The organism is Streptomyces sp. NPDC034111 (assembly GCF_055575375.1).
Window position 1 is genome coordinate 343809 of record NZ_JBVIST010000004.1, and the last position, 26056, is coordinate 369864.

20 protein-coding genes are annotated in these 26056 nt (G+C 70.8%); 11 read left to right on the top strand and 9 right to left on the bottom strand.

Going from position 1 to position 26056, the window contains the following annotated elements; all coding sequences use genetic code 11:
• The first annotated feature begins 70 nt into the window (after positions 1-70).
• A complete protein-coding gene (locus tag ACZ55A_RS13595; RefSeq protein WP_468838705.1) occupies positions 71-661 on the top strand; it encodes a TIGR03086 family metal-binding protein in 591 nt (196 codons plus the stop codon).
• 39 nt (positions 662-700) lie between these two features.
• Here the strand turns inward: ACZ55A_RS13595 and ACZ55A_RS13600 are convergent, their stop codons facing one another.
• Positions 701-2293: a FadD3 family acyl-CoA ligase gene (locus ACZ55A_RS13600; RefSeq protein ID WP_468838708.1), complete on the bottom strand. Its 1593-nt coding sequence runs from the start codon at positions 2291-2293 to the stop codon at positions 701-703.
• Positions 2294-2400: 107 nt separating this feature from the next.
• On the opposite strand from ACZ55A_RS13600, the gene ACZ55A_RS13605 reads away from it, so the two are divergent.
• The 3 genes from ACZ55A_RS13605 to ACZ55A_RS13615 are packed head-to-tail and all read left to right on the top strand — an operon-like array spanning position 2401 to position 4811.
• Positions 2401-3552, top strand: a complete 1152-nt coding sequence (locus tag ACZ55A_RS13605; protein WP_468838710.1) for a lipid-transfer protein — start codon at positions 2401-2403, stop codon at positions 3550-3552.
• Between the two features lie 45 nt (positions 3553-3597).
• Entirely contained in the window at positions 3598-4053 is a 456-nt protein-coding gene (locus tag ACZ55A_RS13610) for a Zn-ribbon domain-containing OB-fold protein (protein ID WP_468839145.1), read from the top strand.
• Positions 4050-4811 carry an enoyl-CoA hydratase/isomerase family protein gene (locus tag ACZ55A_RS13615; protein WP_468838713.1) on the top strand — a complete coding sequence of 254 codons (762 nt, stop codon included), beginning with the start codon at positions 4050-4052 and terminating at the stop codon, positions 4809-4811. The genes ACZ55A_RS13610 and ACZ55A_RS13615 overlap by 4 nt, the downstream gene beginning before the upstream one ends.
• A gap of 10 nt (positions 4812-4821) precedes the next feature.
• On the opposite strand, the gene ACZ55A_RS13620 is transcribed toward ACZ55A_RS13615, so the two are convergent.
• A complete protein-coding gene (locus ACZ55A_RS13620) occupies positions 4822-5379 on the bottom strand; it encodes a hypothetical protein (RefSeq protein ID WP_468838715.1) in 558 nt (185 codons plus the stop codon).
• A gap of 197 nt (positions 5380-5576) precedes the next feature.
• On the opposite strand from ACZ55A_RS13620, the gene ACZ55A_RS13625 reads away from it, so the two are divergent.
• Positions 5577-6638 (top strand): hypothetical protein, encoded by a 1062-nt coding sequence (locus ACZ55A_RS13625; RefSeq protein WP_468838718.1) that lies wholly within the window; start codon positions 5577-5579, stop codon positions 6636-6638.
• A gap of 48 nt (positions 6639-6686) precedes the next feature.
• On the opposite strand, the gene afsK is transcribed toward ACZ55A_RS13625, so the two are convergent.
• The gene (gene afsK / locus ACZ55A_RS13630) at positions 6687-9305 is read right to left on the bottom strand and encodes a protein serine/threonine kinase AfsK (protein ID WP_468838721.1); all 2619 of its coding nucleotides are present in this window, start codon (positions 9303-9305) and stop codon (positions 6687-6689) included.
• Between the two features lie 853 nt (positions 9306-10158).
• Between afsK and ACZ55A_RS13635 the strand changes: the two genes are divergently transcribed.
• Positions 10159-10806, top strand: coding sequence for a TetR family transcriptional regulator (locus tag ACZ55A_RS13635; RefSeq protein ID WP_468838723.1), 648 nt, complete (start codon positions 10159-10161; stop codon positions 10804-10806).
• A 227-nt stretch (positions 10807-11033) separates the two neighbouring features.
• Here the strand turns inward: ACZ55A_RS13635 and ACZ55A_RS13640 are convergent, their stop codons facing one another.
• Positions 11034-11555, bottom strand: coding sequence for a nitroreductase family deazaflavin-dependent oxidoreductase (locus ACZ55A_RS13640; RefSeq protein ID WP_468839148.1), 522 nt, complete (start codon positions 11553-11555; stop codon positions 11034-11036).
• Positions 11555-12898, bottom strand: a complete 1344-nt coding sequence (locus ACZ55A_RS13645) for an acyl-CoA dehydrogenase family protein (RefSeq protein WP_468838726.1) — start codon at positions 12896-12898, stop codon at positions 11555-11557. The genes ACZ55A_RS13640 and ACZ55A_RS13645 overlap by 1 nt, the downstream gene beginning before the upstream one ends.
• Before the next feature lie 163 nt (positions 12899-13061).
• Between ACZ55A_RS13645 and ACZ55A_RS13650 the strand changes: the two genes are divergently transcribed.
• Positions 13062-14291, top strand: coding sequence for a thiolase C-terminal domain-containing protein (locus ACZ55A_RS13650; RefSeq protein ID WP_468838728.1), 1230 nt, complete (start codon positions 13062-13064; stop codon positions 14289-14291).
• A 64-nt stretch (positions 14292-14355) separates the two neighbouring features.
• Here ACZ55A_RS13650 and ACZ55A_RS13655 read toward each other — a convergent pair whose 3' ends face one another.
• Together ACZ55A_RS13655 and ACZ55A_RS13660 are read right to left on the bottom strand one after the other, a co-directional pair.
• Positions 14356-15531 carry a macrolide family glycosyltransferase gene (locus tag ACZ55A_RS13655; protein ID WP_468838731.1) on the bottom strand — a complete coding sequence of 392 codons (1176 nt, stop codon included), beginning with the start codon at positions 15529-15531 and terminating at the stop codon, positions 14356-14358.
• Positions 15532-15749: 218 nt separating this feature from the next.
• Positions 15750-16535 carry a VOC family protein gene (locus ACZ55A_RS13660; protein ID WP_468838734.1) on the bottom strand — a complete coding sequence of 262 codons (786 nt, stop codon included), beginning with the start codon at positions 16533-16535 and terminating at the stop codon, positions 15750-15752.
• A 269-nt stretch (positions 16536-16804) separates the two neighbouring features.
• Between ACZ55A_RS13660 and ACZ55A_RS13665 the strand changes: the two genes are divergently transcribed.
• Both ACZ55A_RS13665 and ACZ55A_RS13670 read left to right on the top strand, forming a co-directional pair.
• On the top strand, positions 16805-18145 hold the full coding sequence (locus tag ACZ55A_RS13665) for an FAD-dependent monooxygenase (protein WP_468838737.1): 1341 nt from the start codon (positions 16805-16807) through the stop codon (positions 18143-18145).
• A 25-nt stretch (positions 18146-18170) separates the two neighbouring features.
• The gene (locus ACZ55A_RS13670; RefSeq protein ID WP_468838740.1) at positions 18171-18902 is read left to right on the top strand and encodes a pyridoxine/pyridoxamine 5'-phosphate oxidase; all 732 of its coding nucleotides are present in this window, start codon (positions 18171-18173) and stop codon (positions 18900-18902) included.
• 51 nt (positions 18903-18953) lie between these two features.
• On the opposite strand, the gene ACZ55A_RS13675 is transcribed toward ACZ55A_RS13670, so the two are convergent.
• Entirely contained in the window at positions 18954-19442 is a 489-nt protein-coding gene (locus ACZ55A_RS13675) for a GNAT family N-acetyltransferase (protein ID WP_468838743.1), read from the bottom strand.
• 59 nt (positions 19443-19501) lie between these two features.
• On the bottom strand, positions 19502-19954 hold the full coding sequence (locus tag ACZ55A_RS13680; protein WP_468838746.1) for a Zn-ribbon domain-containing OB-fold protein: 453 nt from the start codon (positions 19952-19954) through the stop codon (positions 19502-19504).
• A 384-nt stretch (positions 19955-20338) separates the two neighbouring features.
• Between ACZ55A_RS13680 and ACZ55A_RS13685 the strand changes: the two genes are divergently transcribed.
• Complete coding sequence (locus tag ACZ55A_RS13685) at positions 20339-25123, top strand: DUF6531 domain-containing protein (protein WP_468838749.1); 4785 nt, start codon at positions 20339-20341, stop codon at positions 25121-25123.
• A gap of 54 nt (positions 25124-25177) precedes the next feature.
• Complete coding sequence (locus ACZ55A_RS13690) at positions 25178-25627, top strand: hypothetical protein (RefSeq protein WP_468838752.1); 450 nt, start codon at positions 25178-25180, stop codon at positions 25625-25627.
• Positions 25628-26056 lie beyond the last annotated feature (429 nt).

Sequence of the window (26056 nt, forward strand, 5' to 3'; positions counted from 1 at the left end):
GGGCGGAGTCTTCACTGGGACGGCACGGCGGCGGCCCGGCACGCCCCGTACGACGGAAAGGACCCGGACGATGACCGAGATGATCGACTTCACGGCGCAGACCCGGCTGGTGTCGCGGCTCGCCGCGCGTACGGCCGACGACCAGCTCGATGCGCCGACCCCGTGCGAGGAGTACGCGGTACGCCACCTCCTGGGCCATCTCGTCGGGCTGAGCGCCGCCTTCCAGGACGTGGCGCGCAAGAAGCTCGGGCCGATGACCAACGCCTCGCCCGATGCGTTCCGGCCCGATGTGCAGCCCGGCTGGCGGGACGAGCTGGACCGGAACCTCGCGGGGATGGTGGAGGCCTGGCGTGACCCGCAGGCGTGGGAGGGCGAGACCGAGGCGGGCGGGATGCCGCTGCCGGGCTCCGTCGCAGGCTTGGTCGCGCTCAATGAGCTGGTGCTGCACGGCTGGGACCTGGCACGGGCCACGGGCCAGGAGTACGCGCCCGACGCGGACAGCCTCAACGTCTCGTACGCGCTGCTCAACTCGTGGGCGGAGGGCGGGGCGAGCAGCCCCCTGTTCGGCACCGTGGTCCCGGTGCCTCAGGACGCCCCGCTCCTCGACAAGGTGGTGGCGCTCGCGGGGCGCCGGCCGGACTGGACGCCCCCGGGGCCGTAGGGGCTGTCTCCCCGCTCTCCGTGGCCCCGGGCGGGCGGATCACGCGGGAGCGGGTCCCGGGGCTGTGGTCCGCAGTCGCGCCTTGAGGACCTTGCCGCCGGCGTTGCGTGGCAGGGCGGGGACGAAGGTGACCTCCCGCGGGACCTTGTAGTTGGCCATCTCGCGGCGGGACCAGGCGATCAGATCGTCGGCGGTGAGCGAGGAGCCGGCGCGCCGGACCGCATAGGCCTTGCCGACCTCGCCGAGGCGGGCGTCGGGTATACCGATGACGGCGACCTCGGCGATGTCCGGGTGGCGGCCGAGGAGTTGCTCTATCTCGGCGGGGTAGGCGTTGAAGCCGCCGACGATGAACATGTCCTTGATGCGGTCGGTGATCCGGAGGTTGCCGTCCGGGTCGAGGACGCCGACGTCGCCGGTGTGCAGCCAGCCCTCGGCGTCCACCGCCTGTGCCGTCGCCTCCGGGTCCTCGAAGTAGCCGCGCATCACATGGTGACCGCGCACCAGCACCTCACCGGGCTCGCCGGGCTCGCCCAGCACCCGCACCTCGGTGTCCGGTATGGGGCGGCCCGAGGTCGAGGCGATGGTGTCCGGGGCGTCGCCGCGGCGGCACATCGTGACCAGGCCGCCGGCCTCGGTGAGTCCGTACGCCGTCAGGACCGTCCCCACGCCCAGTTCGGTGCGCAGCCGCTCGACGAGCTGGAGCGGCACCACCGCCGCCCCGGTCACCACCAGGCGCAGGGCGCTCAAGTCGTGGGCGGCGCGGGCCGGATGGTCGAGGAGGGACTGGTGCAGGGTCGGCGGGCCCGGCAGTACCGAGATCCGTTCGGCGGTGAGGTTCGCCAGCACGGTGTCCACGCCGGACACCGGCTGCGGCACCATCACCGCGCCCCGCAGCAGGCAGGCGATCAGGCCCGCCTTGTAGCCGAACGTGTGGAAGAACGGGTTCACGATCAGATAGCGGTCGCCCTCGCGCAGCCCCGCCAGTTCGCTCCATAGGTCGTAGCAGCGCAGGGTCTGGGCGTGGGTGAGGACCGCGCCCTTGGGGCGGCCGGTCGTGCCCGAGGTGAAGATGATGTCGGACGGGTCGGTGGGCTGCACCGCGTCGGCGCGCCGGCGCACCTCGTCCGCCGTGATCCCCTCGCCGTCCGCGAGGAAGTCCTTCCAGGTCCGGTACCCCTCGAGCGCACTGTCCGACAGCACCACCACCTGCTCCAGATGCGGGAGTCCGGGCCGTGCGCGGCGCAGCGAGGCGACGTAGGAGGTGCCGAGGAAGGTACCGGTGACGAAGAGCAGCCGGGTGCGGGTGCGGCGCAGGACGTCGGCGGCCTCGGTGCCCTTGAAGCGGGTGTTGACGGGGACGAGGACGGCGCCGGCGGTGACCGCTCCGAGGGCGGAGACGATCCAGTCGAGGGTGTTGGGCGCCCATACGGCGACCCGGTCGCCGGGCTCGACGCCGGAGGCGATACAGGCGGCCGCCGCCCGCTCCACCCGCTCGCCCAGGCCGGCGTACGTAAGGCGGGTGCGGCCCTCGACGACGGCCTCGCGGGTGCCGTGGCGCCGGGCTGCCGCACGCACCAGCCGGGGGATGGTGCCGTACTCCAGGTCCGCCCGCGGGTCCTCGTCCTCGCGCATCGCAACTGCCTCCCGCCGAAGAGCCGGTGAACCACTAGCTGACTGTCCGTCAGATTAGCGGTACCCTCCTCGGCTGTCAGCACTGGTGACCGACCACGGAGGTGGCGATGGGGGCGACCCTCAAGGACGCTACGGCGATAGCCGGCATCGGACAGACCCCGTTCGCCAAACGCCTCCCGGAATCCGAGAAGACCCTGGCCTGCCGGGCGATCGTGGCGGCGCTGGACGACGCCGGGATCGCCCCCTCCGAGGTCGACGCCTTCGCCTCCTACACCATGGAGGAGACCGACGAGGTCGAGATAGCCAAGGCCATCGGCGCCGGGGACGTCACCCACTTCTCCAAGGTCGGCTACGGCGGCGGGGGTTCGTGTGCGACGGTGGCCCATCTGGCCGCCGCCGTCGCCACCGGCCAGGCGAGCGTCGGCGTCGCCTGGCGGTCCCGCAAACGCGGCTCGGGACCGCGCCCCTGGAAGAACACCCAGGTCCAGCTGCCGACCCCGGGGCAGTGGACCCGCCCGTTCGGACTGCTGCGCCCGGCCGACGAGATCGGCATGCTGGCCCGCCGCTATATGCACGAGTACGGCGCCACCCGCGACCATCTCTTCAACGTCGCACTGGCCTGCCGCAACCGCGCCAACCAGAACCCGGCCGCGATCATGTACGACCGTCCGCTGACCCGCGAGATGTACATGACCGCGCGCTGGATCAGCGAGCCGCTCTGCCTCTTCGACAACTGCCTGGAGACCGACGGCGCACTGGCCTGCGTCGTGGTCTCCGCCGCCCGCGCCCGCGACTGCCGGCACCGGCCGGTCTACGTCCACGCCGCCGCCCAGGGCCTGCCCGCCCAGCACCACGGCATGGTCAACTACTGGAACGACGACCCGCTGACCGGCCCCGCCTGGACCGCCGCCCGCCACCTGTGGAAGGGCGCCGACCTCGGACCGCAGGACGTCGACGTGGCACAGATCTATGACGCGTTCACCCCCCTGATCCCCCTCTCGCTGGAGGGCTACGGCTTCTGCGGGCGCGGCGAGGGCGCGGCCTTCACCGAGGGCGGCGCCCTGGAGACCGGCGGCCGGCTCCCCCTCAACACCGGTGGCGGCGGCCTGTCCGAGGCGTATGTGCACGGTTTCAACCTGATCACCGAGGGCGTCAAGCAGCTGCGCGGCACCAGCACCGCGCAGGTCCCGGACGCCGCCACCTGCCTGGTCACGGCGGGCGAGGGCGTCCCGACCTCGGCCCTGCTGCTGAGGAGTTGATCCGTCATGAGCGCGCATGAGTCCCTTCGTGAGTCCCTGTCCCCCATGGTGGGGGCGACCACTGACAACGACCTGCTGCCGCCCGTCCCGGACGAGGACGGCGCACCCTTCTGGGAGTACGCCGCCACCGGCGAACTGCGCGTCCAGGCCTGCGCCGACTGCGACGCGCTGCGCTTCCCGCCCCGGCCCTGCTGCCCGCACTGCCAGTCCTTCACAGCCCGCTGGCAGAAGATGAGCGGCCGCGGCCGCATCTGGTCCTACGTCGTCCCGCATCCGCCGCTGCTGCCCGCCTACGCCGCACGGCCCGGCTACAACGCCGTCGTCGTGGAGCTGGCCGAAGCCCCCCGCATCCGTCTCGTCGGCAATCTCGTCGCCGGCGCGGACGCGCCCCTCAACTCCGTCGACCCGGCCCGGCTGCGCATCGGCGCACCGGTGAAGGCCGTCTTCCACCGCCTGCCAGGGGGCGTGACCGTACCCCGCTGGGTCCTGGAGCGGCCATGACGGTCCGCACGGAGATCGAGGACGGGGTCGCGCTGGTCACCCTCGACCGGCCCGCGCGGCACAATGCGATCGACCTCGGCACCGCCGCCGAACTCGCCGCCGCCTGGCGCGCGTTCCGCTTCGACGACGCCGTGCGGGCCGCGGTGGTCACCGGAGCCGGCGGCCGGGCCTTCTGCACCGGCATCGACCGCTCGGTCGACGTCCCCCAGCCGTCCTCGCCGTACTCCGTCGACGACCCGCTGCTCTCCATCGGCCCGAAGGCCAACGACCTGTGGAAACCGGTCCTCGCCGCCGTCGACGGAATGGCCTGCGGCGGCGCCTTCTACCTCCTGGGCGAGGCCGAGTTCATTATCGCCTCCGAGAACTCCACGTTCTTCGACCCGCACACCACCTACGGGATGGTCAGCGCGTACGAGTCCATCTACATGGCGCAGCGGATGCCCCTGGGGGAGATCGCCCGGCTGTCGCTGATGGGCACCGCGGAGCGGCTGGGCGCACCCCGCGCCTACGAGATCGGACTGGTCTCCGAGCTGACCGCGCCGGGCGCCGCGGCCGAGGTCGCACTGCGCCGCGCCGCCTCGGTCGCCGCCCAGCCGACCGAGGCGGTGCAGGGCACCGTACGCGCCCTCTGGGCCGCCAAGGAGGCCGCCAGGGCGCAGGCGCTGGCGCACGCCCCGCAGCTGATCGCGCTGGGCAACCTGCCGCCCCGGCGGCAGGCGGAGCTGTTCGCGGCCCGCAAGCGCGACGGCGGCGGCTGACCCCCTGCCGCTACATCCGGGTCTTGTGCGCCCGGGTGATCTGGCAGGTGTACCAGAACTGCCCGATGGAGGACTGGTTCACGGTGTACTTGGCGGTGTAGGTCTCGGTGTCGCCCGGGCCCACGATGATCGAGCGCTCATGCAGCCCGTACGCCTTGCCGTCGGCCGGCTTGGCCTTCATCCAGTTGACGGCCATGTCGTAGGAGAAGGAGTCGGTCGTCGACGGGTTGGTGATGGAGACCGTGTACGTGAACTGGCGCAGCGAGTTGGAGAAGTCGCAGTTGCGGCCGGTGACGTCGGAGCGCCCGTCCGGGTCGTAGGTCTCCTGGGTCGGCGACGGCGAGTAGGTGGGCTCGTACGACGGGGACGGACCGTACGGGTCGTAGCCGGTCGAGCTCGATGTGGGGGTCGGGCTGAAGCTGGGCGGCACCACGACCCGGGGGCGGCTCAGGACACAGCCGCTGACCGTGGTGACGGTGGCCAGCGCCAGTCCGGCCGCTACCGCCACCCTGATACCCCTACGGGCGCCGCCGCGGCCGCCCGTGCCCGTACCTGTGCGCTGCTTCATTCGACTGCCCATCCCCCGTGGATACCTCTGCGCCCCGCCCCTGCGGTTGACGCGTGCACGGCACCCTAGCAAGAGCCGGTGACGGCGCGGACAGCCCCCGGGAGCGCATGTGGACGTACTTGTCTCGCGGGTACAAAGGGGCAGGCGTAGCGTCGTTCCCGGAGGACGAGGACCCGACCCGAAGCGAGGCGACGCCCGTGGTGCGCAACGTCATCGGGTCGCTGATCGCCCTCATCGGAGCGACGGCCGCCGTCTGGAGCCCCTTCCGTCCCTGGTACGACGGCCGTCACGGCAGCGACGTCCGGATCGAGGACCTCTTCAACGGCATCACCCCCAGCGCGGCCGCGCTCTTCGGCTCCGTTCTCCTGCCGATGGCTTTCGCCGCGCTGCTGACCCTGATCGGTGTCGCCCTGGGCTCCCGGGCGCTGATCACCGTCGCCGGTCTGGTCGTCCTCGGCTTCACCATCCTGTGGATGGTCCGCCAGGGGCAGGCCGCGAGCGAGCTGACGGCCGGCGCCCGCGGCCTGGGTGTGGGCGTCGCCAACGCCCTGGGCGGCGGTGCGTTGCTGCTGCTCGGCGCCCTGATCATGCGCGGCCGCGGCCGCCGGGCGTACGGGCCCGGATACGAGCGGGGCTACGACGACCGCCATTACGACGAGCGGCAGTACGACGACGGCCTCTACGGGCGCTACGCACACGACGAACGCTACGACGAGCGCGGGCCCTACCCGCCGGCCGCCTACCCGCCCGCCGCCTACCCGCCCGCGACGCCCGAACCCTGGGACGCGGGCCGGCCCGGAGCCGAGGAGTGGGACCCGGAACCGTACGAGCCCGGGACCGCCGGACCGCCCACGACGCGCGCCCGCAGCCCCTACGGGGAACGGCAGGACACCCCCACCGCTCCGCTGCCGGTCACTCCGCCCCCGCCACCCCCGCCGACCCAGCAGCAACAATGGCCACCACAGGCGCAACGGCAGCCGGAACAGCGGCCCACACAGCAACAACCCCCGCAGCCACAACCCCAGCCGCAGCAACAGCCCCCGGAGCCCCCGCCGACGATGACCTCCCGCCGGCAGCCGCCCACCCCGCCGGTGGAGTGGGGCAGGGAGCACCGCCAGGCGCGGCCGCCCTCGCCGCCGCAGCCCCAGTCACCACAACAGCCCCAGCAGCAACAGCCTCAGCGGCCGAAGCCGGATCAGCCCACGCAGCAGACCCCACAGCCTCCGGAGGCCCAACAGCCCCCGGAGGAACGGGAGTAGCGGCATCCGGGCCCGAGCGTTCCGTCGGCCCCGGCGCACGTACATCCCTCAGGCCCGGCGCGCCTGCCCCGTCCCCTTGGCCGCGTCCAGTGCGTACACACAGCGGTCCTTGCTGCACGCGTAGACGACCCCGCCGACCGCCACCGGCGAGCCGGTGATCTCACCGCCGGTCGCCAGCTTCCAGCGCAGCTGACCGCCCATCGCGTCGAGCGTGTAGAGGCAGTGGTCGGCCGAACCGAAGTGCACCCGGCCCTCCGCGACGACCGGGGCGCCGACGACCTCCGCGCCCGCCTGGAAGCGCCAGCGCGGGGTGCCGGTCACCGCGTCCAGGGTGTAGAGCGCCTTACCGCTGCCGAGGTGGACCGCACCGTGCGCGACCAGGACCGGTTCGGTGGACTGCCGGGCCTCGGTGGCGATCCGCCAGCGGTCCCGGCCGTCCGCCGCGTCCAGGGCGTAGACCGTGCCGAGGTAGTCCGCCAGATAGACGCCGCCACCGGTGACCGCCGGGCCCGGGGCGAAGGCCGGCGGGCCGAGGAACACCGCGGGCGCCTCGAAGTGCCAGCGGACATCGCCGCGCGCGATGTCGATCGCCAGCACGCGGGTGCCGGCCACCACATAGACCACGCCGTCCGGCGCGGGCAGCAGCCGCATCGGCACCCCGCCGCAGGCCGCCGCATCGCCGACCGGGTACGACCAGCGCTCCGCGCCCGTACGCGCCTCCAGCGCCTTCAGCCGGGCATCGGCCCAGACGAACACCGTGCCCTCGTGCACCACGGGCCCGGCCTCGGCGGTCTCGAAGTCGGTCTGGGCGCCGGCGGTCTCCCACAGCAGCTCGCCGTTGGCGGCCTCCCACGCCTGGACGCCGCCACCGCGGGTGCTGGTGACGACCGTCCCGCGGTCGACCTTGAGGGCGTAGACCCAGCCCTCGGTGTTCAGCCGCCAGCGCTCCGTACCGTCCTCGGCGTCCAGCGCGTACAGGCTCGGACCGTCCGAGGCGTGGATGCGGCCGTCCGCGACCGCCATCGCCCAGGCGACATCGCGGGTCTTGAACTTGCGCCGTCCGCTGGCCACATCGAGCGCATGCACCTCGAAGGAGGTGACGTAGAGCAGATCGTCGGCGACGACCGGGGTGCCCCAGACGTCATTCGACATCCGGAACCGCCAGGGGCGCCAGCGGCCCGGTTCGGCGGGCGGCGCCTCGGGCGGGGCGGCGGGCCGTTCTCCTGCGCCGTCGGCCGCCGGGCCCTGGTGCGGCACAGCGGCCGCGGGTGCGCCGCCGGGCGGCCGTACCCAGTTCGTCGCGGCACCGGCCTGCCCGCGCGGCTGCGGCTCCCGGGCCTCGGCGCGCGGCCCCGGCCCTATCGGGGCGGGCGAACCACCGAGGCGTACCGGACCGGCGGCGCCCTCGGCGGGCAGCGCCGCGGCCTGGGACGGCGCTACGGCGGGCGGCGCCGCGGACACCGGGGTCACCCGGGCCGTCGAGACGTCCGGGCCGAGCGCCGCGGGCTGCGGCATCGGGCCGGGGTTGGCGCCGCGCGGGTCGCCGCCGCGGTGCGCGCCGGGACCGGCGCCGAGCTGGCCGGGCCAGCCGGACTCGGCGACGGCGCCCGCGGGGGCGCTCTCCGGCCGCGGCGGCGCCGGTACGGGCTGGGGCGCGGGCATCGGGGGCGCGGCGGGCGGGGCCGGCGGCGCGGCGGGCGCCGGGCGGCCGGAGCTGCGCCCTGAGCCGGCCCGCTGGCCGTTGTCCTTGGGTACCGCGGAGCGGCCGCCCCGCCGGCTCTCGATGAGCCCCACCGCGCCGGGCGGCAGCCAGGCCGAGGCGGTTCCGCTGTCGTCGCTGCCGGAGCCGAAGAGGTGCGGTGCGAGCTGGGACTGGAGATCGGCGGGGGACGGCCGGTGGCCGGCCTCCATCTGCATACAGGACTCCATCAGCGGACGCAGCTCGTCCGGCAGCCCGGTCAGGTCGGGGCCCTCGCGCAGCAGCATGAAGACCGTCTCGACGGGGTTGGCGCCATGGAACGGCGCATGGCCGGTGGCGGCGAAGACCAGCGTCGAGCCGAGGGAGAAGACATCGCTCGCGCCCGTCACACTGCGTGAGTCCCGGGCCTGCTCGGGCGACATATAGGCGGGGGTGCCGACGGCCACGTTGGTCATCGTCAGCCGGGTGTTGGACACCCCGGAGGCGATACCGAAGTCGATCACCCGGGGGCCGTCCTCGACGACCAGCACGTTCGACGGCTTCAGGTCGCGGTGGACCAGACCCGCGCCGTGGATGGACTGCAATGCCTCGGCGATCCCGGCCGCCAGCCAGCGCACCGCCTGGGCCGGCAGCGGTCCGCACTCATTGACTATTTCCTCCAGGGAGGGCGCGGGGACGTACGCCGTCGCCAGCCACGGCACCGCGGCGCGCGGGTCGGCGTCGACCACGGCTGCGGTGTAGAAGCCGCTGACCGCGCGGGCCGCCTCGACCTCGCGTGTGAAGCGGACCCGGAACAGCTGGTCCTCGGCGAGCTCGGTGCGCACCGTCTTGATCGCCACGCGCCGGCCGGACGCCGAGCGCGCCAGATAGACCAGTCCCATGCCGCCGGCCCCGAGACGGCCGAGCACCTCGAACGGCCCGATCCGCCGGGGATCGTGCTGCGTCAGCTGCTTCAGCTGCTCCACCACTTGCCTGCCACCTCCCCGTGGGGCGTAAAAAAGAGACTCTCAATAGCCACGAACCGCCGAGAGCCACTGCCCCGTGCAGCGTCTCCCCGCCTGCGGCGAGGACTGTCGAAACGGCCGTACGCGTGCTGATTCTTCCTGGCCGAGCCGACGGTTGCGAACCCGGGGCCCGTCCGCCGTGTCATGGCATGCCCCCCGTGCCCCGCACCGGGTCCGTTACCCGACGTAACCCAACCCCGCCTGACGTGCTCCGATACGTCCGCCGACGGGTGGTTGCCGAAGGGGTTACCGGCGAGTTGCCACTCCTCGGGGGCGCAACACCGCCCGATATGCGGACACTCACCCCTGCCCTTTGACGGCCGGCCGGCCGCGCCCGCTGCCGACCCCTTCTGCCCCATGAGCCAATTCTGTATTGCCGAAAGTCACTTCGGGGCCCTCGCGCCCAGCGGGGCGCGGCATTCGGTGTCCGGGCAGGCCTCAACGGAGGCTGCCTCGGTAGCCATATGTCCAGGCTAGCGCCGGTTCGTACGGTCCGCGCGCAGAGCATTCGAACGCGGCGCCGATTCCGGTGAGCTCCGCGCGGCCGGGAATACAGGGGCGATGACCGGCCGCGGCGCCCAACTGACACCTTCCGCTGTGCATTTCGTGCACAGGCAGTGACCGATTGTCCACCGAAGTTGTCCACAGCCTGTTGATAAGACCATTCACCGGTTCGGACCAAGCCGGGCGCCGCGATCCACCGGCAACAAAAGGGCCGTCATCAGCACACCGACCGGGGTCACGCACCCTGAACTCCCCCGTCCCCATTTGCAGGCAGCCAAATCGCGCTCCGATCACCCCTCGGTAAGCTGACGGCATGACAGGACAAGTTCGAACCGTCGACGGCAGAGTTGCCGGCCGCCGCGGACAGGCGACGCGGCAAAAGCTTCTCGACTGCCTCAGTGAAATGCTCAGTTCGTCCCCCTATCGGGACGTCAAGGTCATCGATGTGGCCCGAAAAGCGGGGACTTCACCCGCTACGTTCTATCAGTACTTCCCGGACGTCGAGGGCGCGGTCCTCGAAATCGCCGAGGAGATGGCCAAAGAAGGCGCCACTCTGACCGATCTTGTCGCCGGACGCTCCTGGGTGGGCAAGTCCGGCTGGCAGGCGGCGGAGGAGCTGGTCGAAGGCTTCCTCTCCTTCTGGCGCAAGAACGACGCGATTCTGCGCGTCGTCGACCTGGGTGCGGCCGAGGGCGACAAGCGGTTCTACAAGATCCGCATGAAGATCCTCAACGCCGTCACCAACTCGCTCACGGAGTCCATCCAGGAGCTCCAGAGCAAGAACAAGGTCGACAAGGACGTGAGCGCGGCAGCCATGGCCGGCTCGATCGTCGCGATGCTGGCGGCGGTTGCCGGGCACCAGAAGGGCTTCCAGAGCTGGGGCGTCAAGCAGGCCGAGCTCAAGCCGAATCTGGCGCTGCTGGTGCACTTCGGCGTCACCGGCAAGAAGCCCACGAAATGAGGCCCATTGCCTGAGGAAACCAGCGAGTAGCCACGTAGCCGTGCCGGCACCCGAGGAAGCGGCCCAGCAACAGCCGCGCCTCCAAGTCCGGGTGTTCCCCGGCCGGTTCGCCGTCAGTCCTGTGTCCGTCCTGCCATAGATGCACACCACACGCAGCGGGTGCCCAGCCGTTCCCCCCAGGGGCACGCCGGGCACCCGCTGCGTGTGCGTGAAGCCCCGTCGAACCCCTACGGGACATCCGGGGCGCCCGCGCCGCCACTCCGGCGTGCGGGGCCCGGCCGGCGGCGCTCCAGCCGGAACAGCCGGATCTCCCGCTCCACCCGCGCCTGGTACGCCGCGTACGGCGGCCAGAACGCCAGCGCCGCCCGCCAGGCCCGGTCCCGCTCCTCGCCCGTCAGCAGCCGGGCCCGTACGGGTATGTCCCGGCCCCGCCAACTCACCTCCGCCTCCGGGTTCTTGAGCAGATTCACGGTCCATGCCGGGTGCCCCGGCCGCCCGAAGTTGCTGCCGACCAGCAGCCAGCTGCCGTCCTCCTCCGGCAGGCAGGCCAGCGGCGTACGGCGCGGCTGCCCGCTCCGCGCACCGGTCGCGGTCAGGATGACCCCGGGCAGCATCCGGGCGCTGAGCAGGACCTTTCCGCGGGTCAGCCGGTGCACCGCACGGTCCAGGGCGGGGATGACGTGTGGGGCGACCCGGGCGAAGGTGCGGGTCGCGGAGACCTTCTGGAGCAGCCGCTCACCTGGTGGCATCACGCATCGACCGCCTCTCGGGTACCGGCCGTGTCCGCGCGGCCGGGCGCGGAAGGCGGGGCGCCGTGAGCGCTGTCGGCGCCGCCCGCTCCGGCCGCGAACAGCCCCGCCTCCTCCGCGGCCCGCGCCCGCAGCCGGTGCACCGGGCCCAGCAGCAGCTCGTCGCAGGCCGCGCGCTTGAAGTACAGATGCGCCTCGTGCTCCCAGGTGAAGCCGATACCGCCGTGCAGCTGCACCGCCTCGGCCGACACCGCCCGCAGCGCCTCCAGCGCCTGGGCGAGCGCCAGCGCCCCGACCCCGGGTCCGGCCACCCCGGACGGTCCGCGTCCGGCCGACCACGCCGCGTAGTACGCCGCCGAGCGGGCCGCCTGGAGTGCCACATACAGGTCGGCGAGCCGGTGCTGGACCGCCTGGAAGGACCCGATGGGCCGGCCGAACTGCTCGCGCTGCCGGACGTAGGCGACGGTACGGGTCAGTGCCGCGTCAGCCGCCCCGACCGACTCGGCGGCCAGCGCCGCGGCCGCCACCACACCGGTCGCGGCCAGCGCCCGCGCGACCGCCGCCCCGTCACCCTCCCGTCCCCCTTCCTCTCCGCCCCCGCCCAGCAACTCGGCCGGTACGTCCCGCAGTTCGAGCCGCGCCTGCGGACGGGTCTCGTCCAGCGCGGTCTGCCGGACCCGCAGCAGACCGGACGGCGCGGGGCGGCCCTCCGGCGCCCCCGCGCCTCGCCCCTGCGCACGGACCAGGAAGAGCTGGGTGCGGCTGTGCGCAAACCCACCCGTGTGTGCGGCCACCACCAGCAGTTGCGCGGTGTGCCCGTTCAGTACCTGCCCGGCCTCCCCGTACAGCCGCCAGCCGCCCGCCCCGTCCGTCCGGGCCTGGATGCCGCCGGCCCGGCCGCCGCCCGCCCAGTCACCGTCGTTCGGGCCGGTCAGCGCGAGCGCGGTGGCCAGCCGCCCGCCCGGTACGACCAGCGTCGCGGTCAGCTCACCGGCGGCGAGGGCCGGCAGCAGCTCGGCCCGCTGCCGCTCACTGCCCAGCGCGAGGACCAGCGGGGCGGCCAGTGCGGCGGTGGCGATCAGTGGTGAGGGGAGCACGGCGCGGCCGGTCTCCTCGCAGGCCAGGGCGAGTTCGGTGGGCCCGCAGCCCACGCCTCCGTAGGTGGTGGGCAGCGCCAGGCCCGGCAGCCCCAGCCGGGCGGCGAGCTGGTGCCACAGCTGTTCGTCGTAGCCCGGAGGGGTGCGCACCGCCGCCTTGACCTCGTCCGGGCCGCAGCGTTTGTGCAGCAGTTCGCGCAGCGTCCGGCGGATTTCCTGCTGCTCCTCGGTGAACGCGGCATCCATCGGCGGGCTCCTCCCGGCCGTGCGACGACGCCCGTCCGGTCCGGACGGGCCCCCGGCATCCGATCTGACGGGGCGTCATAGTAGGGACGGCAGGCGCACTTTCCTAGGGGTGGCCTCCCCCTGGCCCTGCCCGCCCGCGGTGATCTGATGTACCGTCAGATTCATGCCTTCAGTACCTTCAGGGACGTCGAGGACACCAGGGAGGCCGGGGGGCTCACGGCCGTCCTCCGGGAAGCGCAGGGTCGCCGTGGCCGGGGTCGCGCTGTCCGACTGCGGCCGTGTCGACGAGGCCACCCCGTACGCCCTGCACGCCCAGGCGGCCCGCCGGGCGCTCGCGGACAGCGGGCTGGACCGCTCGGTGGTCGACGGCTTCGCCTCGGCCGGGCTGGGCACCCTCGCCCCCATCGAAGTCGCCGAGTACCTGGGACTGCGCCCCACCTGGGTGGACTCGACCTCGGTCGGCGGCGCCACCTGGGAGGTGATGGCCGCCCACGCCACGGAGGCGATCGCCGCCGGCCACACCGACGCCGTCCTCCTCGTCTACGGCTCCACCGCCCGCGCCGACATCAAGGCCGGACGCCGCACCGCGAACCTCTCCTTCGGCGCCCGTGGCCCCCTCCAGTTCGAGGTCCCCTACGGACACACCCTGATCGCCAAGTACGCCATGGCCGCCCGCCGCCATATGCACCAATACGGCACCACGATCGAGCAGTTGGCCCAGATAGCGGTCCAGGCGCGGGCCAATGCGGCGGCCAACCCGGACGCGATGTACCGCGAGCCGATCACCGTCGACGAGGTCCTCTCCGGCCCGATGATCGCCGACCCGTTCACCAAACTGCACTGCTGCATCCGCTCCGACGGCGGCTGCGCGGTCCTGCTGGTCGCCGAGGACCACGTCCCCGACCTCGCAGGCCCCCCGGTGTGGGTGCTCGGCACGGGTACCGCCGTCTCGCACACCACCCTGTCCGAATGGGACGACTTCACCGTCTCCCCCGCGGCGGTCTCCGGCCGCCTCGCCTTCGAGCGGGCCGGTGTCCGCCCCGAGGAGATCGATCTGGCCGAGATCTACGACGCCTTCACGTACATGACCCTGGTGACGCTGGAGGACCTGGGCTTCTGCGCCAAGGGCGAGGGCGGTGCGTTCGTCGAGAAGGGGCGGCTGCTGCGCGGTGGCGCACTGCCGGTCAACACCGACGGCGGTGGGCTGGCCGCGTGCCACCCGGGGATGCGCGGGCTGTTCCTCCTGGTCGAGGCGGTACGCCAGCTCCGCGGCGAGGCGGGCCCGGACCGCCAGGTCCGCAAACCCGGCGGCGGCCTGCCGCAGTTGGCGGTCGCCTCGGGTACGGGCGGCTGGTTCTGTTCGTCGGGGACGGTGGTCCTGGGGCGGGAGTGAAGCCGGCCGGAAGCGTGACGGGCCGGCCCGGGAACGCCCCGGGCCGGCCCGCTCCCGGTGTCAGTCAGCGCAGCCGCTCCTCGATCAGATCCGCGGCCCGGCGGACGCCGCCCTCGCCCCGGACCTCGGCCCGCAGCGCGGCCACGCGCGCGGCGACCCGCGGATCGGCGGTGAGCTCCGTCAGGGCCGTACGCAGCGCCTCCGCCGTGGCATCCGGGGTGTCGATACGGCGGGCGACGCCCAGCTCGACCAGCCGGTCGGCGTTGAGGAACTGCTCGGCGCCCTGCGGGACCGCGATCATCGGCACCCCGGCGTACAGCCCCTCGCTGCTGCCGCCCATCCCCGCATGCGTCACAAACGCGTCCGCCTGCTCCAGGATCGCCAGCTGCGGTACCCACGACCGCACGTCGATGTTCGCCGGGAGCGCGTCCCCCAGCTCCGCCGGATCGGTGTACTTGCCGATCTGGAGCACCACATGCCACCCCGGCAGATCCCCGAAGGCCGCCACGCACTGCCGGTAGAACTCCGGCTGCCGGGTGTACGCCGACCCCAGCGACACCAGCAGCACCCGCTCGGCGCCGGCCGGCCGCACCCAGCCGCCCCGCTCCGCGCGGTCGCCGAAACACGGCCCGACGAAGGTCACCGCGGCGGTATCGACCCGGTCCGCATGCGGCTGCATGGCCCGCGGAATCATCGCCAGCGCCCGGCGCGGCCGGCCGGAGAACTCGGCCACGTCCGTGGTGACCGCCCCGCACCCGGCCAGCCAGGCGGCGAACCGCGCCTGGTAGGCCTCGGCCCCCGGCAGCCCGTCGAACGCCGCACCGATCTCCTCCTGGGCGCCGTCCCAGGCCACAAAGGTCGGTGACAGCTGGACGAGGTCGCGCCCCTGCGCCTCGGCCAGCGCACGGGCGGCATAGGCGCCGATGTCGTAGAGGTAGAGGTCGGCGGGGTCGTCGTCGTACGCGGCGTGCAGCTGCGGCAGCTGGGCGATCGCGTCGTCGAGGAAGAGCGAGGCGGCCGCGACGGGGTCCTGCGGCCAGTCGTTGTCGGCGACCGGCAGGGTGGAGGTACAGCGGACGAACTCGGCGCCGGTGGGGGCGATCAGCGCGGCCGCATGGTCGGAGTTGGCGTAGGTCACGCGATGGCCGCGGGACACCAGCTCACGGATGATCTCCAGGCTGGGCAGCACATGGCTGACCATGGGCGTGCCGATCATGGCGATATGGGCGGTGCGGGGCATTCCAGAACTTCCTTCACTACAGAGCTACGGCATGAGGACACGGGAGCCCGGCGGCAGGCCGCTGGCACAGCCTGTCGTGGTCCGGGCGGTACCCGGGCGGGGCGGTTCGGGCGGCGGAGCGCCGCCCGATGCCGTGTCAGCCGTAGATCTGGTGAAGGTGCATGGGAGCGAAGGTAGTTGCGGGCAGGGCAGCCACGCGACCCAATTTCTCGGGTCCGCTACGCGGCGGCCGGGCGCCGGGTGATGACACTGAACGACGTACCGAAGGGGTCGGTGAGCGCGGCCATCCGCCCGTACGGGGTGTCCTCCGGCGGCTCGGCCGTGCCGCCGGCGCCGACGGCGCGTGCCACCACCTCGTCCGTGCCCGCGACCTCGAACACGGTCTGCCAACGGGACGCGGCAGCCGTCGGGGAGCCGAAGATGCCGCCGATCTCATGGCCGTCGGGGCGGCGCAGGAAGGTGAAGTCGAGACCGGGGAGGTCGTCGTTGGTGTCGAGGGTGAAGCTGAACGCGGCGGCGTAGAAGCGGCGGGCGGGCCCGGGGTCCGGGGAGACGAGGTCATTGCGGACCAGCGTGCCCGGCTCATTGACCAGCTCGCAGCCCGGCAACCCCCGGCCCTGCCAGAGGCTGAAGCGCGCGCCGACGGGATCCTCCACGACCGCGCTGCGCCCCAGCTCCCCGACGTCCGCCGGCGGCGCGAGCAGCGTCCCGCCGCAGTCCGCGAGCCGTTGGGCCGTGCCGTCGCAGTCGTCCGTGGCGAGGTGGACGTGCCACCAGGACTCGCCCTCGACCCTCCCGGCCCGCACCTCGGCCACGGGGCGGAGCGCCGCCACCCGTCGACCGCGCACCAGGCACAGGGTGAAGGGACCGGCGGCCGCCGACGGCTCCCGGTACTCCCAGCCGAACAGCGCCCGGTAGAACGCCTTGGCGCGGCTCAGGTCGGGAACCCCGAGTTCGACCCAAGTCGGCGTTCCGAGCGGCTGGTTGACGTCGATCTCGCTCATCGTCTGCTCCTTCGCGTGGCACTGCGATCCGGCCTGGGGCCGACGCTAACGGGGGGACAGGACCGGAGGTGTCCTGATTGGCGGGTGGTCCGCGCCGGCCCGGCGGCGCCCCGTCGAGCAAGCCCTATACAAACGTCATAGACAAGCGTTTAAGACGCTCGTATAGTCAGGACTGCCGGTCAACGCGCGCATGCGCGCACCACGACCGAGCGCCGCGACCGTGCGGCGCGGTCCGCCCAGGAACACCACGCCCCGGAAGGGAATCCGCCATGCCCGGTACCACCGCAGCCCCCCGCCCCCGCCCCACCTCCGTGCTGATCTCCGGCGCGAGCATCGCCGGCCCGGCGCTCGCCTACTGGCTGCACCGTTACGGCTTCGCGGTGACCGTCGTCGAGCGCGCCCCCGCACTGCGGACCGGCGGCTACAAGGTCGACATCCGGGGCGCGGCGATCGAGGTCACCGAGCGGATGGGGATCCTGGAGGACATCCAGCGCGCCAGTACGGACATGCAGACGGGCGCCTATGTGGACGACGACGGCAAACGGGTCGCCACGCTTCCCGCCGACATCTTCGGCGCCCGGATCGGCCGCGACGACGAGATCATGCGCGGCGAACTGGCCCGCATCCTCCACGAACGCACCCGCAGAGACGTCGAGTACCTCTTCGGCGACTCGATCACCTCGATCACGCCGGTCACGTCAGCCACGCCGGTCACGCCGGCCGCATCGGCCATGTCTGCCACATCGGCGACGGACGGCGCGGCAGCCACCGCAGGCGTCGATGTCACCTTCGAGCGGAACGCGCCCCGCCGCTTCGACCTCGTCGTCGGCGCCGACGGACTGCACTCGACCGTCCGACGGCTGGTCTTCGGCCCGGAGGAGCAGTTCGTACGGCACCTGGGGGCGTATATCTCGGCCTTCTCCATGCCGAACGAACTCGGCCTGGACCGCGAGGAGTTGTACCACGCGGTGCCCGGCAAACTGATCTGCGCCTACAGCTCGGCCGGGGACCCGTCGGCCAAGGGCCTGCTGACCTTCCGTTCACCGCGGCTGCGCTACGACCACCGCGACACCGACGCCCAACTGGCCCTGCTGGACCACGCGTTCAAGGGCGTCGGCTGGCAGACTCCGCGGCTGCTCCAGGCCGCCCGCAAGGCAGACGATCTCTACTTCGACGGGTTGCAGCTGATCGAGATGGACCGCTGGTCCCGCGGGCGCGTGGTGCTGCTCGGCGATGCCGCACACTGCGCCTCGCCGGCATCGGGGCAGGGGACGGGGATGGCACTGGTCGGCGCGTACGTCCTGGCCGGTGAGCTCGTGGCGGCCGGCGGCGCACCGGAGGCGGCCTTTGCCCGCTACGAGGAGGAGATGCGCGGCTATGTCGCCGTCAATCATGCGCTGGCGCGGAAGTTCTCCCAGGAGATGACGGCGGACTCCTGGTGGCAGATCCGTATACGGCATCTGATGATGCGGATCCTGCCGTACATGCCCTGGAAGAACTTCGTCGCGAAGAAGATCGCCGAGGATGTGCAGCGGGGCGCCAACGCGATCACGCTCAAGGACTACCCGCTGCCCACGCCGTCCGCCCGGCCCCGCGCCCACGCCGCTTGATCCGCCCCGCACGTACGCTCCTGATATGAGCGAATCCCCCGCCCACCAGGGCTCCCCGGCCGCCGGCCCCGCGCCGGACCGCTCCCCGGACCCGGACGCCGCCGGCCGCGCGTTCCATGACCTGCTGCGCGGGCTGCGAGTCTGGGACCACGAGTTGCCGCCGTTCGACCCGGCGACGGCGCCGGCCGACCCGCTGCCGCTGTTCCGGCAGTGGTTGCGGGAGGCCGCCGAGGCCGGCCAGCCGGAGCCGCACACCATGGCGCTCGCCACCGCGGACGCGGCCGGCGCCCCCTCCGTACGGACCGTGATGCTGCACGACGCCGATGAGCGCGGCTGGCACTTCGCCTCGCACCGGGGCAGCCGCAAGGGCCGCGAACTGGCCGCGCGGCCGCGGGCGGCGCTCGGTTTCTACTGGCCGGCGGTCGGCCGCCAGGTACGCATCCACGGGCCGGTGACCGAGGCGGGCCCCGAGGAGAGCGCGGCCGATCTGCACCGCCGCTCCACGGGCGCGCTGGCCGCGGCGCTGGTCGGCCGGCAGAGCGAGGCACTCGGCTCGCTCGGGGAACTGGCCCGCGCCTCGGACGCCGCCTGGGAGCGCGCCCGGCACGAACCGGAGGCACCGGTGCCCAGCTGGACGCTGTATGTACTGCGCGCCGAGGAGGTGGAGTTCTTCCAGGGGGACGAGCGGCGTCGGCACGTACGGCTCAACTACCGTTATGAGGAGGGCGGTTGGCGGCAAGAACTGCTCTGGCCATGAGCCGCGGGTCCCTGTCCTGCCCGGCCTCCGCCACCGCCACCGGTCCGTCCCTCACAGCTGCTGGTACATGATGTGCAGCCCCACGTACCCCTTGGTGGGGTGCAAGAAGCCCTCGGGGAGCGTCGTCATGATCGTGAAGCCCAGGGACTGCCAGAGGGCGACGGCGACGGTGTTGGTCTCCACGACGGCGTTGAACTGCATCGCCCGATAGCCCTCGGCGCGGGCCCAGGCCAGTACGTGTTCACCCAGGGCCCGTCCGACGCCGCGTCCGCCGTAGCGCGGATCGACCATGAAGCTGGCACTGGCGATATGTGCGGCGCCGCCCATGTGGTTGGGGTTCATCTTCGCGGTGCCCAGCACCGTGCCGGAGTCGTCGACGGCGACGACCGTACGGCCGGGCGGCGTCAGCAGCCACATCTCGCGGCCCGCCGCCTCGTCGAGGTCGCGGGGGAAGGTATAGGTCTCACCGGCCGCCACGATCTCGTGGAAGAACGGCCAGATGGCGGGCCAGTCGGCCGGGGTCGCCTCACGAATCAGCACGGCTCCAGCATGCCCCGGCCCACCTCGGCCCGCCACCGGTTAAGTCCCGGTGACCGGCCTCAGGCGGGCCGGAAGACGGGAACGGCGAACCGGTCGCCGTCCGCCCCTTCGGTGCGGAAGTCCACCACCAGCGGCATCCCGATCCGCAGCTGTTCCGCCCCGCAGCCGGTGATCCCGGTCATCATCCGGGGCCCCTCGGCCAGGTCGACCACCGCCGCGACATACGGCACCCGGTCACCGAACGGCGGCAGGTCGTTACGGTGCACGACGGACCACGTATAGAGGGTGCCGCGGCCGCCGGCCGGCTCCCAGACGACGTCCTCGCTCCAGCAGTACGGGCAGAACTCGCGCGGGTAGTGATGGGCCGCACCACACCCCGCCGCCCGGCACCGCCGCAGCAACAGCACCCCCTCGGCCGCCGCGTCCCAGTACGGCCGGGTGAAGGCATCCACCTCCGGCACGTCGAACCGCACCGCACCCGCCCCCGCACCCCGAGCGGCACCTGCTGTCATCGGCACACCCCCACCCCCTCGTCGAAGCGACCATCCCGCCCCCGTCATTGCTGACGCTCCGTCAGTTCAGCCCATGGACGGACGGGTGCGCAAGGGGGGTGGCGGGCATCCGCACAAGCCTCGCCGGGTTTCCCGTAGCTCTGACTTCCCGACTGAGCACGCAGGGGTCATCCCGCCCCGGGGATGGCCCACGCCCCGCAGCCATGTCGACCGCAGCTGGCAGGCAGCGCCCTAGCAGGAGCTTCGTCGTGGACTACAGCCGGACTCCAACTAGGCAGATCCGTCAGCAGGCCGGAAAGGCTCATAGTGCGCTTGAGGGGCCGTCTACCCACGTGAAAACATCAGGCCAGCTGACGCATTTGCTTTACGGGGGCGGGGTTTCGCGTGGGTGTTGTGCTGCCGGGCTGGGCAGACGAGCTGCTGGACCTGATCGGTGTCTCGTGGCCGAATGTGGACGAGGACGACTACCGCGAAATGGCCAACGCCATGCGGGAGTTCGCCGACGACATCGACGAGGGCGCCAATGAGGCCCACGCCGCCGTCCAGAGCCTGGTCGGCTCGGCGGGCGGCTCCCTGGCCGTCGAGGCGTTGAACACCCACTGGGGGAAGGTCAACGGCACGCATCTGAAGGGCCTGGCCGACTGCGGGCGTATGGCGGCCACCGCGATGGACGGTGTCGCATTCCTCATCGAAGGCGCCAAGATCGGGGCACTGGTACAGCTGGGCATCCTCGCCGCCGAGGTCATCGCCGCCCAGGCTGCCGCCCCCTTCACCCTCGGGCTCTCCGAAGTCGGCGCGCTGGGCGCGACGCAGGCGACACGAATGATCGTCAAGAGGCTGTTCAAGGAAGTCTGTCAGCAGGTCGCCGAACAGGTCATCAGCATCGCCCTGACGCCCGTGGAGGAAGCCCTCGGTGCGATGGTGGGCGACCTCGTCGTCCAGCTGGGCGCCAACGCGCTCGGTGTGCAGGAGGGCGTCGACCTCGGCCACGCCGCCAAGGCCGGCAAGGAGGGCTTCAACCAGGGCGTCAAGGACGCCAAGGGCGCAGCCAAATCGGCCGCCGACAACCCCATGGAACTCCTCAGCGCCGGCGGCCCCAGCGGAGGCGGGGGTGGGCTCGGCGGAGGCGGCAGCAGCTCTGGCGGCAGTGGCGGCTTCAGCTTCGACAAGGACGAGCACGACCGCGCCGTCACCAGCCTTGAGAGCGCGGGCGGTACCTTCCGCAACAAGGCAGGCGGCAAGATCGGCCGGGCCAAGAGCCACCACGGCCGCACCCGTGGCAAAGACTTCATCGCCGACGCCGCCAACACCATGCTCGACAAGGTCATCGAGGGCATCGAGGACGGCGTCAAGAAGACAGCCAAGCACCTCGACGACAACATGACCCGTGGCATCAAGCAGATGGCCAAGAACCACCACGAGAACGACAAGGGACTGGCGGCCCACTTCAAGGGCCTCGGCAAGAATGACGCGAAGGACCCCAAGGCACCGAACAACGGTGGTGGCAGCGGCCTGGGCGGCCGCTATGGCGAGCACGGGAGCGGAAAACCGAACAAGTCCGACAGACCAGCAGACCCGGAGTTGGCTCGGCGGGCGCGAGAGAACAGCGACAAGACCAAAGAGGGCGACCCCATCGACATGGCGACTGGAGAGATGCTCCAGTCACAGACGGACCTCGCACTGCCAGGTGTCCTGCCATTGGTCATCGAACGCACCCACCTCTCCAACTACCGTGACGGACGCTTCTTCGGGCCCTCTTGGACCTCAACCCTGGACGAGCGGCTGGAACGTGTCGCAGGAACTGAGGAACTGTGGTGGCATGTTTCTGACGGCTCTTCAAAGCGATACAGCCATGCTCCGGACCTTGTCGGAGAGAGGGTCTTACCGCGTGAGGGGCATCGCATCCCCCTCACTTGCGTCCAGGGCACAAGTGGCCGGGACTTGGTTATCACCGATCCTCGCACTGGCTTGACCCGGCGGTTTCTCCCCGCGGATGGAACGACGGCAGAAAACCGAGAGACCACCACCCTTTGGTGGCTGGACGCCATTGAGGACCGAAACGGCAACAGCATCTCGTTTCATCGAGACGAGGACGGGATGCCCAGTGCCGTAGTGCACAGCGGCGGCTACCACATCGTCGTTGATGCTGACCTGCACCGCGTCACGCGGATCGCCGTACGTGATGATGCAGCTGACGGCGGCGAAACCACCGTAATGGCCTACGGCTATGACGAAGTCGGGAACCTCTCCGAACTCGTCAATTCCTCCGGTGCACCGATGCGATTCGGGTACGACGGAGAACACCGCATCACCTCATGGACCGACCGGAATGATTCCACCTTCCGTTATGAATACGACACACACGGCAGAGTCGTCCGCACTGTCGGACCCGACGGTTGTCTCTCCTCCACTCTGGTCTATGACAGCGAGGGCCAACGGACTCACTACACCGACTCAACCGGCGCCACCCGGACGTTCCATCTCAACCACCTCGGTCAGGTCGTCGCGGAAACCGACCCTCTCGGAAACACCACACACACGGAATGGGATCGGTACGACGGCGTAGTGGCCCGCACTGATGCGCTGGGTCACACCACACGCTACGAACGTGATCAGTCGGGCAACATCACAGCCATTGAGCACGCAGACGGTACCCGCACTCTCATCAGCCACGATCCCCAGCTGCAGCGCCCAATCGAGACGGTGCAGCAGGACGGATCCGTCTGGCGCTTCACGTACGACTCCCGTGGCAACCTCACATCCCAACAGGCACCAGACGGCGCCACGACCAGCTTCGTGTATCACCCCACTGGTGCTCTCGCCTCCATCACCAACCCACTTGGGGACAGCACGACCGCGGAAGCCGACCCGGCCGGCCTCTTCACCGCCATCACAGATGCCCTCGGTGCTCGAAGCACTTGCGAGCGGGATGCCTTTGGGCGTCCCGTGGCGATCACTGACGCCGCGGGCGCCACGACGCACATGGCATGGACAGTGGAGGGAAGACTTTCCACTCGTACAACTCCTGACGGAGCCTCCGAGTACTGGTCCTGGGACAGCGAGGGGAATTGCCTCAACCACACCACCCCTGAAGGGCATCGGACCAGTTACACCTATGGGCACTTCGATCAGATCGCCACACGCATTGACCCGGACGGCGCTCGTTACTCCTTTGCGTACGACACGGAGCTGCGTCTGACGCAGGTCACCGCTCCTGGCGACCTGGTGTGGACGTACGCATACGATCCGGCCGGGCACCTGATAGCGGAGTCCGACTTCGACGACCGCACCATCACTTACCGTTACGACGCCGCAGGCCGCCTCACAGGCCGGACCACCCCGCTCGGGGAGTCCATCAGCTTCACGCTGGATCCCATAGGGCGTGTGGTTTCCAAGGACGCGGCCGGCACTGTCTCGCGCTTCAGTTATGACGAACTCAACAGGCTCCGCACCGCCAGGTCCGACATCTCCTCTGTCGAGGTGACCTATGACTCCTTGGGTCACCCACTGCTGGAGACAGTCGATGGACGCACCACCGAATTCCGTTACGACATCCTCGGGCGCCGTTCCTTCCGCCAGACGCCCACAGGGGCAGTCAGCACCTTCGCCTATGACGCGGCGGGGAACCGGACCGGGCTTGCCGTAGACCGCCACCTCATCACTTTCGTTCACGATCCCCGTGGCCTGGAACTCACCCGAACATTTGGCAGGCCGGACGCGCCCAACTCAGTGGCGCTCAGTTCCGCTTGGGACATGTTGGGCCGTCTAAGCCGCCAGACGCTCAACGTGCCAGGGCGTACCGTCCGAGACCGGTCGTATGCCTACCGCGCGGACGGATATCCGACTGCGATCACTGACCACGTCGCAGGAAAGTCCACGACCGTAGGGCTTGATCCCGTTGGTCGCCCCCTCTCCGTCTCGGCCGAGGACTGGCAGGAGACGTACGCGTATGACCGGCACGGCAACCAAACGGAGGCCGACTGGCCAGAAGGAGCCGCGGATCCGAACGGCCGCGGCCAACGCACCTACAACGGCACCCGGCTTCGCGGTGCAGGCCGCATCGCCTACGAATACGACGCGGCCGGACGTGTCGTCCTGCGTCGCAAGGTTCGGCTCTCCCGCAAGCCCGACGTATGGCGCTACACCTACGACGCTGAAGACCGCCTGACCTCCTGCACAACCCCGGACGGCACCGTTTGGCACTACCGCTACGACCCTCTGGGCCGGCGCATCAGCAAACACAGACTCTCCGATGACGGCGGAACCGTCGCAGAGACGACTCATTTCGTCTGGGACGGCAACCGTCTGGCCGAACAGACCAACTCCTCCACCGGTGTCACGCTGACCTGGGATCACGATGGTCACCGGCCGCTGCACCAATACGAACGCAAGCCTCTGTCCCAGGGCGAAGTTGACTCACGCTTCTTCGCCATCGTCACTGACCTCATCGGCACGCCCACTGAACTCGTCGATGAAAGCGGACAGGTCGCCTGGCATACCCGTAGCACCTTTTGGGGAACGACTGCGTGGAACACCGACGCGACCGCATACACCCCGCTTCGCTATCCCGGGCAGTACGCCGATGCCGAGACCGGGCTCCACTACAACCGCTACCGGCATTACGACCCCGAAACCGCCCGCTACACGTCCGTAGACCCCTTGGGCCTCGCCCCTGCGCCCAACCCCTGCACTTACGTGATCAACCCTCTCGTATGGGCGGACCCACTGGGCCTCTCGCCCTACGCAGGGCCGGGCGGACAGCGGCGAGCCTCCCCCGGGCACGTATACAGAGGGGGCCAATACAAGGACCTCAAGGATCCCAACAACCCTGGCAGAAATGTCCCGGGAACTGAAATAAATCACGTACCACCGGCGTCAGTTGCTCAGCACCATTTGGGGTACGGAACCGGACCGGCACTTCAAATGGACTACGAGGATCATCGCGATGTCTATTCCACGGGTCGATCGCACGCGTCACGAGCTTGGCGCGCATGGCAAGATGAACTAATTTCTGCTGGGCGAGTAGACGAAGCCGTGCAGATGGACATTGACGACATTCGAAATAGATTCGGCAATAAATACGATGGCGCGATCCGGGAAATGATTCAAGGTCTGGCGAACAACCCAGACTACCAAGCCCTCAGGGGCGTTCCGCGTCAACTATATTGAGCCCCTCAGAGTGGCCTCTGGCGATAACCGGAAGAAAGAGCAAGAGGAGGCGTCGTGATCGAGGTAGTACCCCCTGACCGTTTGGGCCCGGTAGAGGTCGGGATGAGTGTGGATGCGGCCGAATCCGCTCTGCGTGCACACGGAGCCGTACGGATCGGCGAAGCGGATGACCTGCGCCCGGGGGTCGCCTACTACGCGAGCGGGCTCAGCATCCACGCTCACACGGGCACGGGAGGGGTAATTAACGCCATCGAGGCATTCCACGCCATTCACCCGGAAGCTGTACTTTTCCGTGGAATCGACCTCTTCGACACGCCCGCCCACAAGGTCGAGGAGGCCCTGCGATCCTTCACAGAAGTCGAAATCGAAGAGCGTGGGTGCTCCCTCACGGCCCCTGGACTGCTCTTGTCCCTGTGGCGGCCATTCGTTGCTGATTCACCGGAGGAACCCGAAGGCTACTATTTCGAGTCGGCGCTAGTTGCTCATCCTGGGTATTACGACTGACGCGTTGAGCAGATTCGACGGGGTGTGTCCGTTGGCTGCACTGAGCCCTTTTCCAACTACGGCCCGGTCGCCGGAATCGAGGCGGAGGGGCTTCGCGCGCGTGGGCGGATCATGTGCGGGCGCAGTCACACCAGCCCGTCTCTGATCCATGGCCGCACAGCCATGGACCGGCCAACCGCCGTGAGCCACCCACCTCGCGGGGCGCTCCCACGTTCGCCTTCATCAGCCGACCAGTGATCGGTGACATACCAGGTGCGCCGTTGCTCGACTCCCCCGTGGCTGGGGACGGAGTGCCGTGGGGCCTACCAGTCGACGGCCTCGGCAGTGGTGTTCAGTCTTTGGGCGGCGTCCGCTCCGACTTGCCGGAGGGCAGCGACCTCGGAGGGCAGCAGCCTGCGCTGGAGCTCCCCCGGCAGGCCAAGGACCTGC

Excerpts from the sequence above, each read along its gene's own strand:
- ACZ55A_RS13595 (WP_468838705.1), top strand. The coding sequence starts at position 71 with ATGACCGAGATGATCGACTTCACGGCGCAGACCCGGCTGGTGTCGCGG.
- ACZ55A_RS13600 (WP_468838708.1), bottom strand. The coding sequence starts at position 2,293 with ATGCGCGAGGACGAGGACCCGCGGGCGGACCTGGAGTACGGCACCATC.
- ACZ55A_RS13605 (WP_468838710.1), top strand. The coding sequence starts at position 2,401 with ATGGGGGCGACCCTCAAGGACGCTACGGCGATAGCCGGCATCGGACAG.
- ACZ55A_RS13610 (WP_468839145.1), top strand. The coding sequence starts at position 3,598 with ATGGTGGGGGCGACCACTGACAACGACCTGCTGCCGCCCGTCCCGGAC.
- ACZ55A_RS13615 (WP_468838713.1), top strand. The coding sequence starts at position 4,050 with ATGACGGTCCGCACGGAGATCGAGGACGGGGTCGCGCTGGTCACCCTC.
- ACZ55A_RS13620 (WP_468838715.1), bottom strand. The coding sequence starts at position 5,379 with ATGAAGCAGCGCACAGGTACGGGCACGGGCGGCCGCGGCGGCGCCCGT.
- ACZ55A_RS13635 (WP_468838723.1), top strand. The coding sequence starts at position 10,159 with ATGACAGGACAAGTTCGAACCGTCGACGGCAGAGTTGCCGGCCGCCGC.
- ACZ55A_RS13640 (WP_468839148.1), bottom strand. The coding sequence starts at position 11,555 with ATGCCACCAGGTGAGCGGCTGCTCCAGAAGGTCTCCGCGACCCGCACC.
- ACZ55A_RS13645 (WP_468838726.1), bottom strand. The coding sequence starts at position 12,898 with ATGGATGCCGCGTTCACCGAGGAGCAGCAGGAAATCCGCCGGACGCTG.
- ACZ55A_RS13650 (WP_468838728.1), top strand. The coding sequence starts at position 13,062 with ATGCCTTCAGTACCTTCAGGGACGTCGAGGACACCAGGGAGGCCGGGG.
- ACZ55A_RS13655 (WP_468838731.1), bottom strand. The coding sequence starts at position 15,531 with ATGCCCCGCACCGCCCATATCGCCATGATCGGCACGCCCATGGTCAGC.
- ACZ55A_RS13660 (WP_468838734.1), bottom strand. The coding sequence starts at position 16,535 with ATGAGCGAGATCGACGTCAACCAGCCGCTCGGAACGCCGACTTGGGTC.
- ACZ55A_RS13665 (WP_468838737.1), top strand. The coding sequence starts at position 16,805 with ATGCCCGGTACCACCGCAGCCCCCCGCCCCCGCCCCACCTCCGTGCTG.
- ACZ55A_RS13670 (WP_468838740.1), top strand. The coding sequence starts at position 18,171 with ATGAGCGAATCCCCCGCCCACCAGGGCTCCCCGGCCGCCGGCCCCGCG.
- ACZ55A_RS13680 (WP_468838746.1), bottom strand. The coding sequence starts at position 19,954 with ATGACAGCAGGTGCCGCTCGGGGTGCGGGGGCGGGTGCGGTGCGGTTC.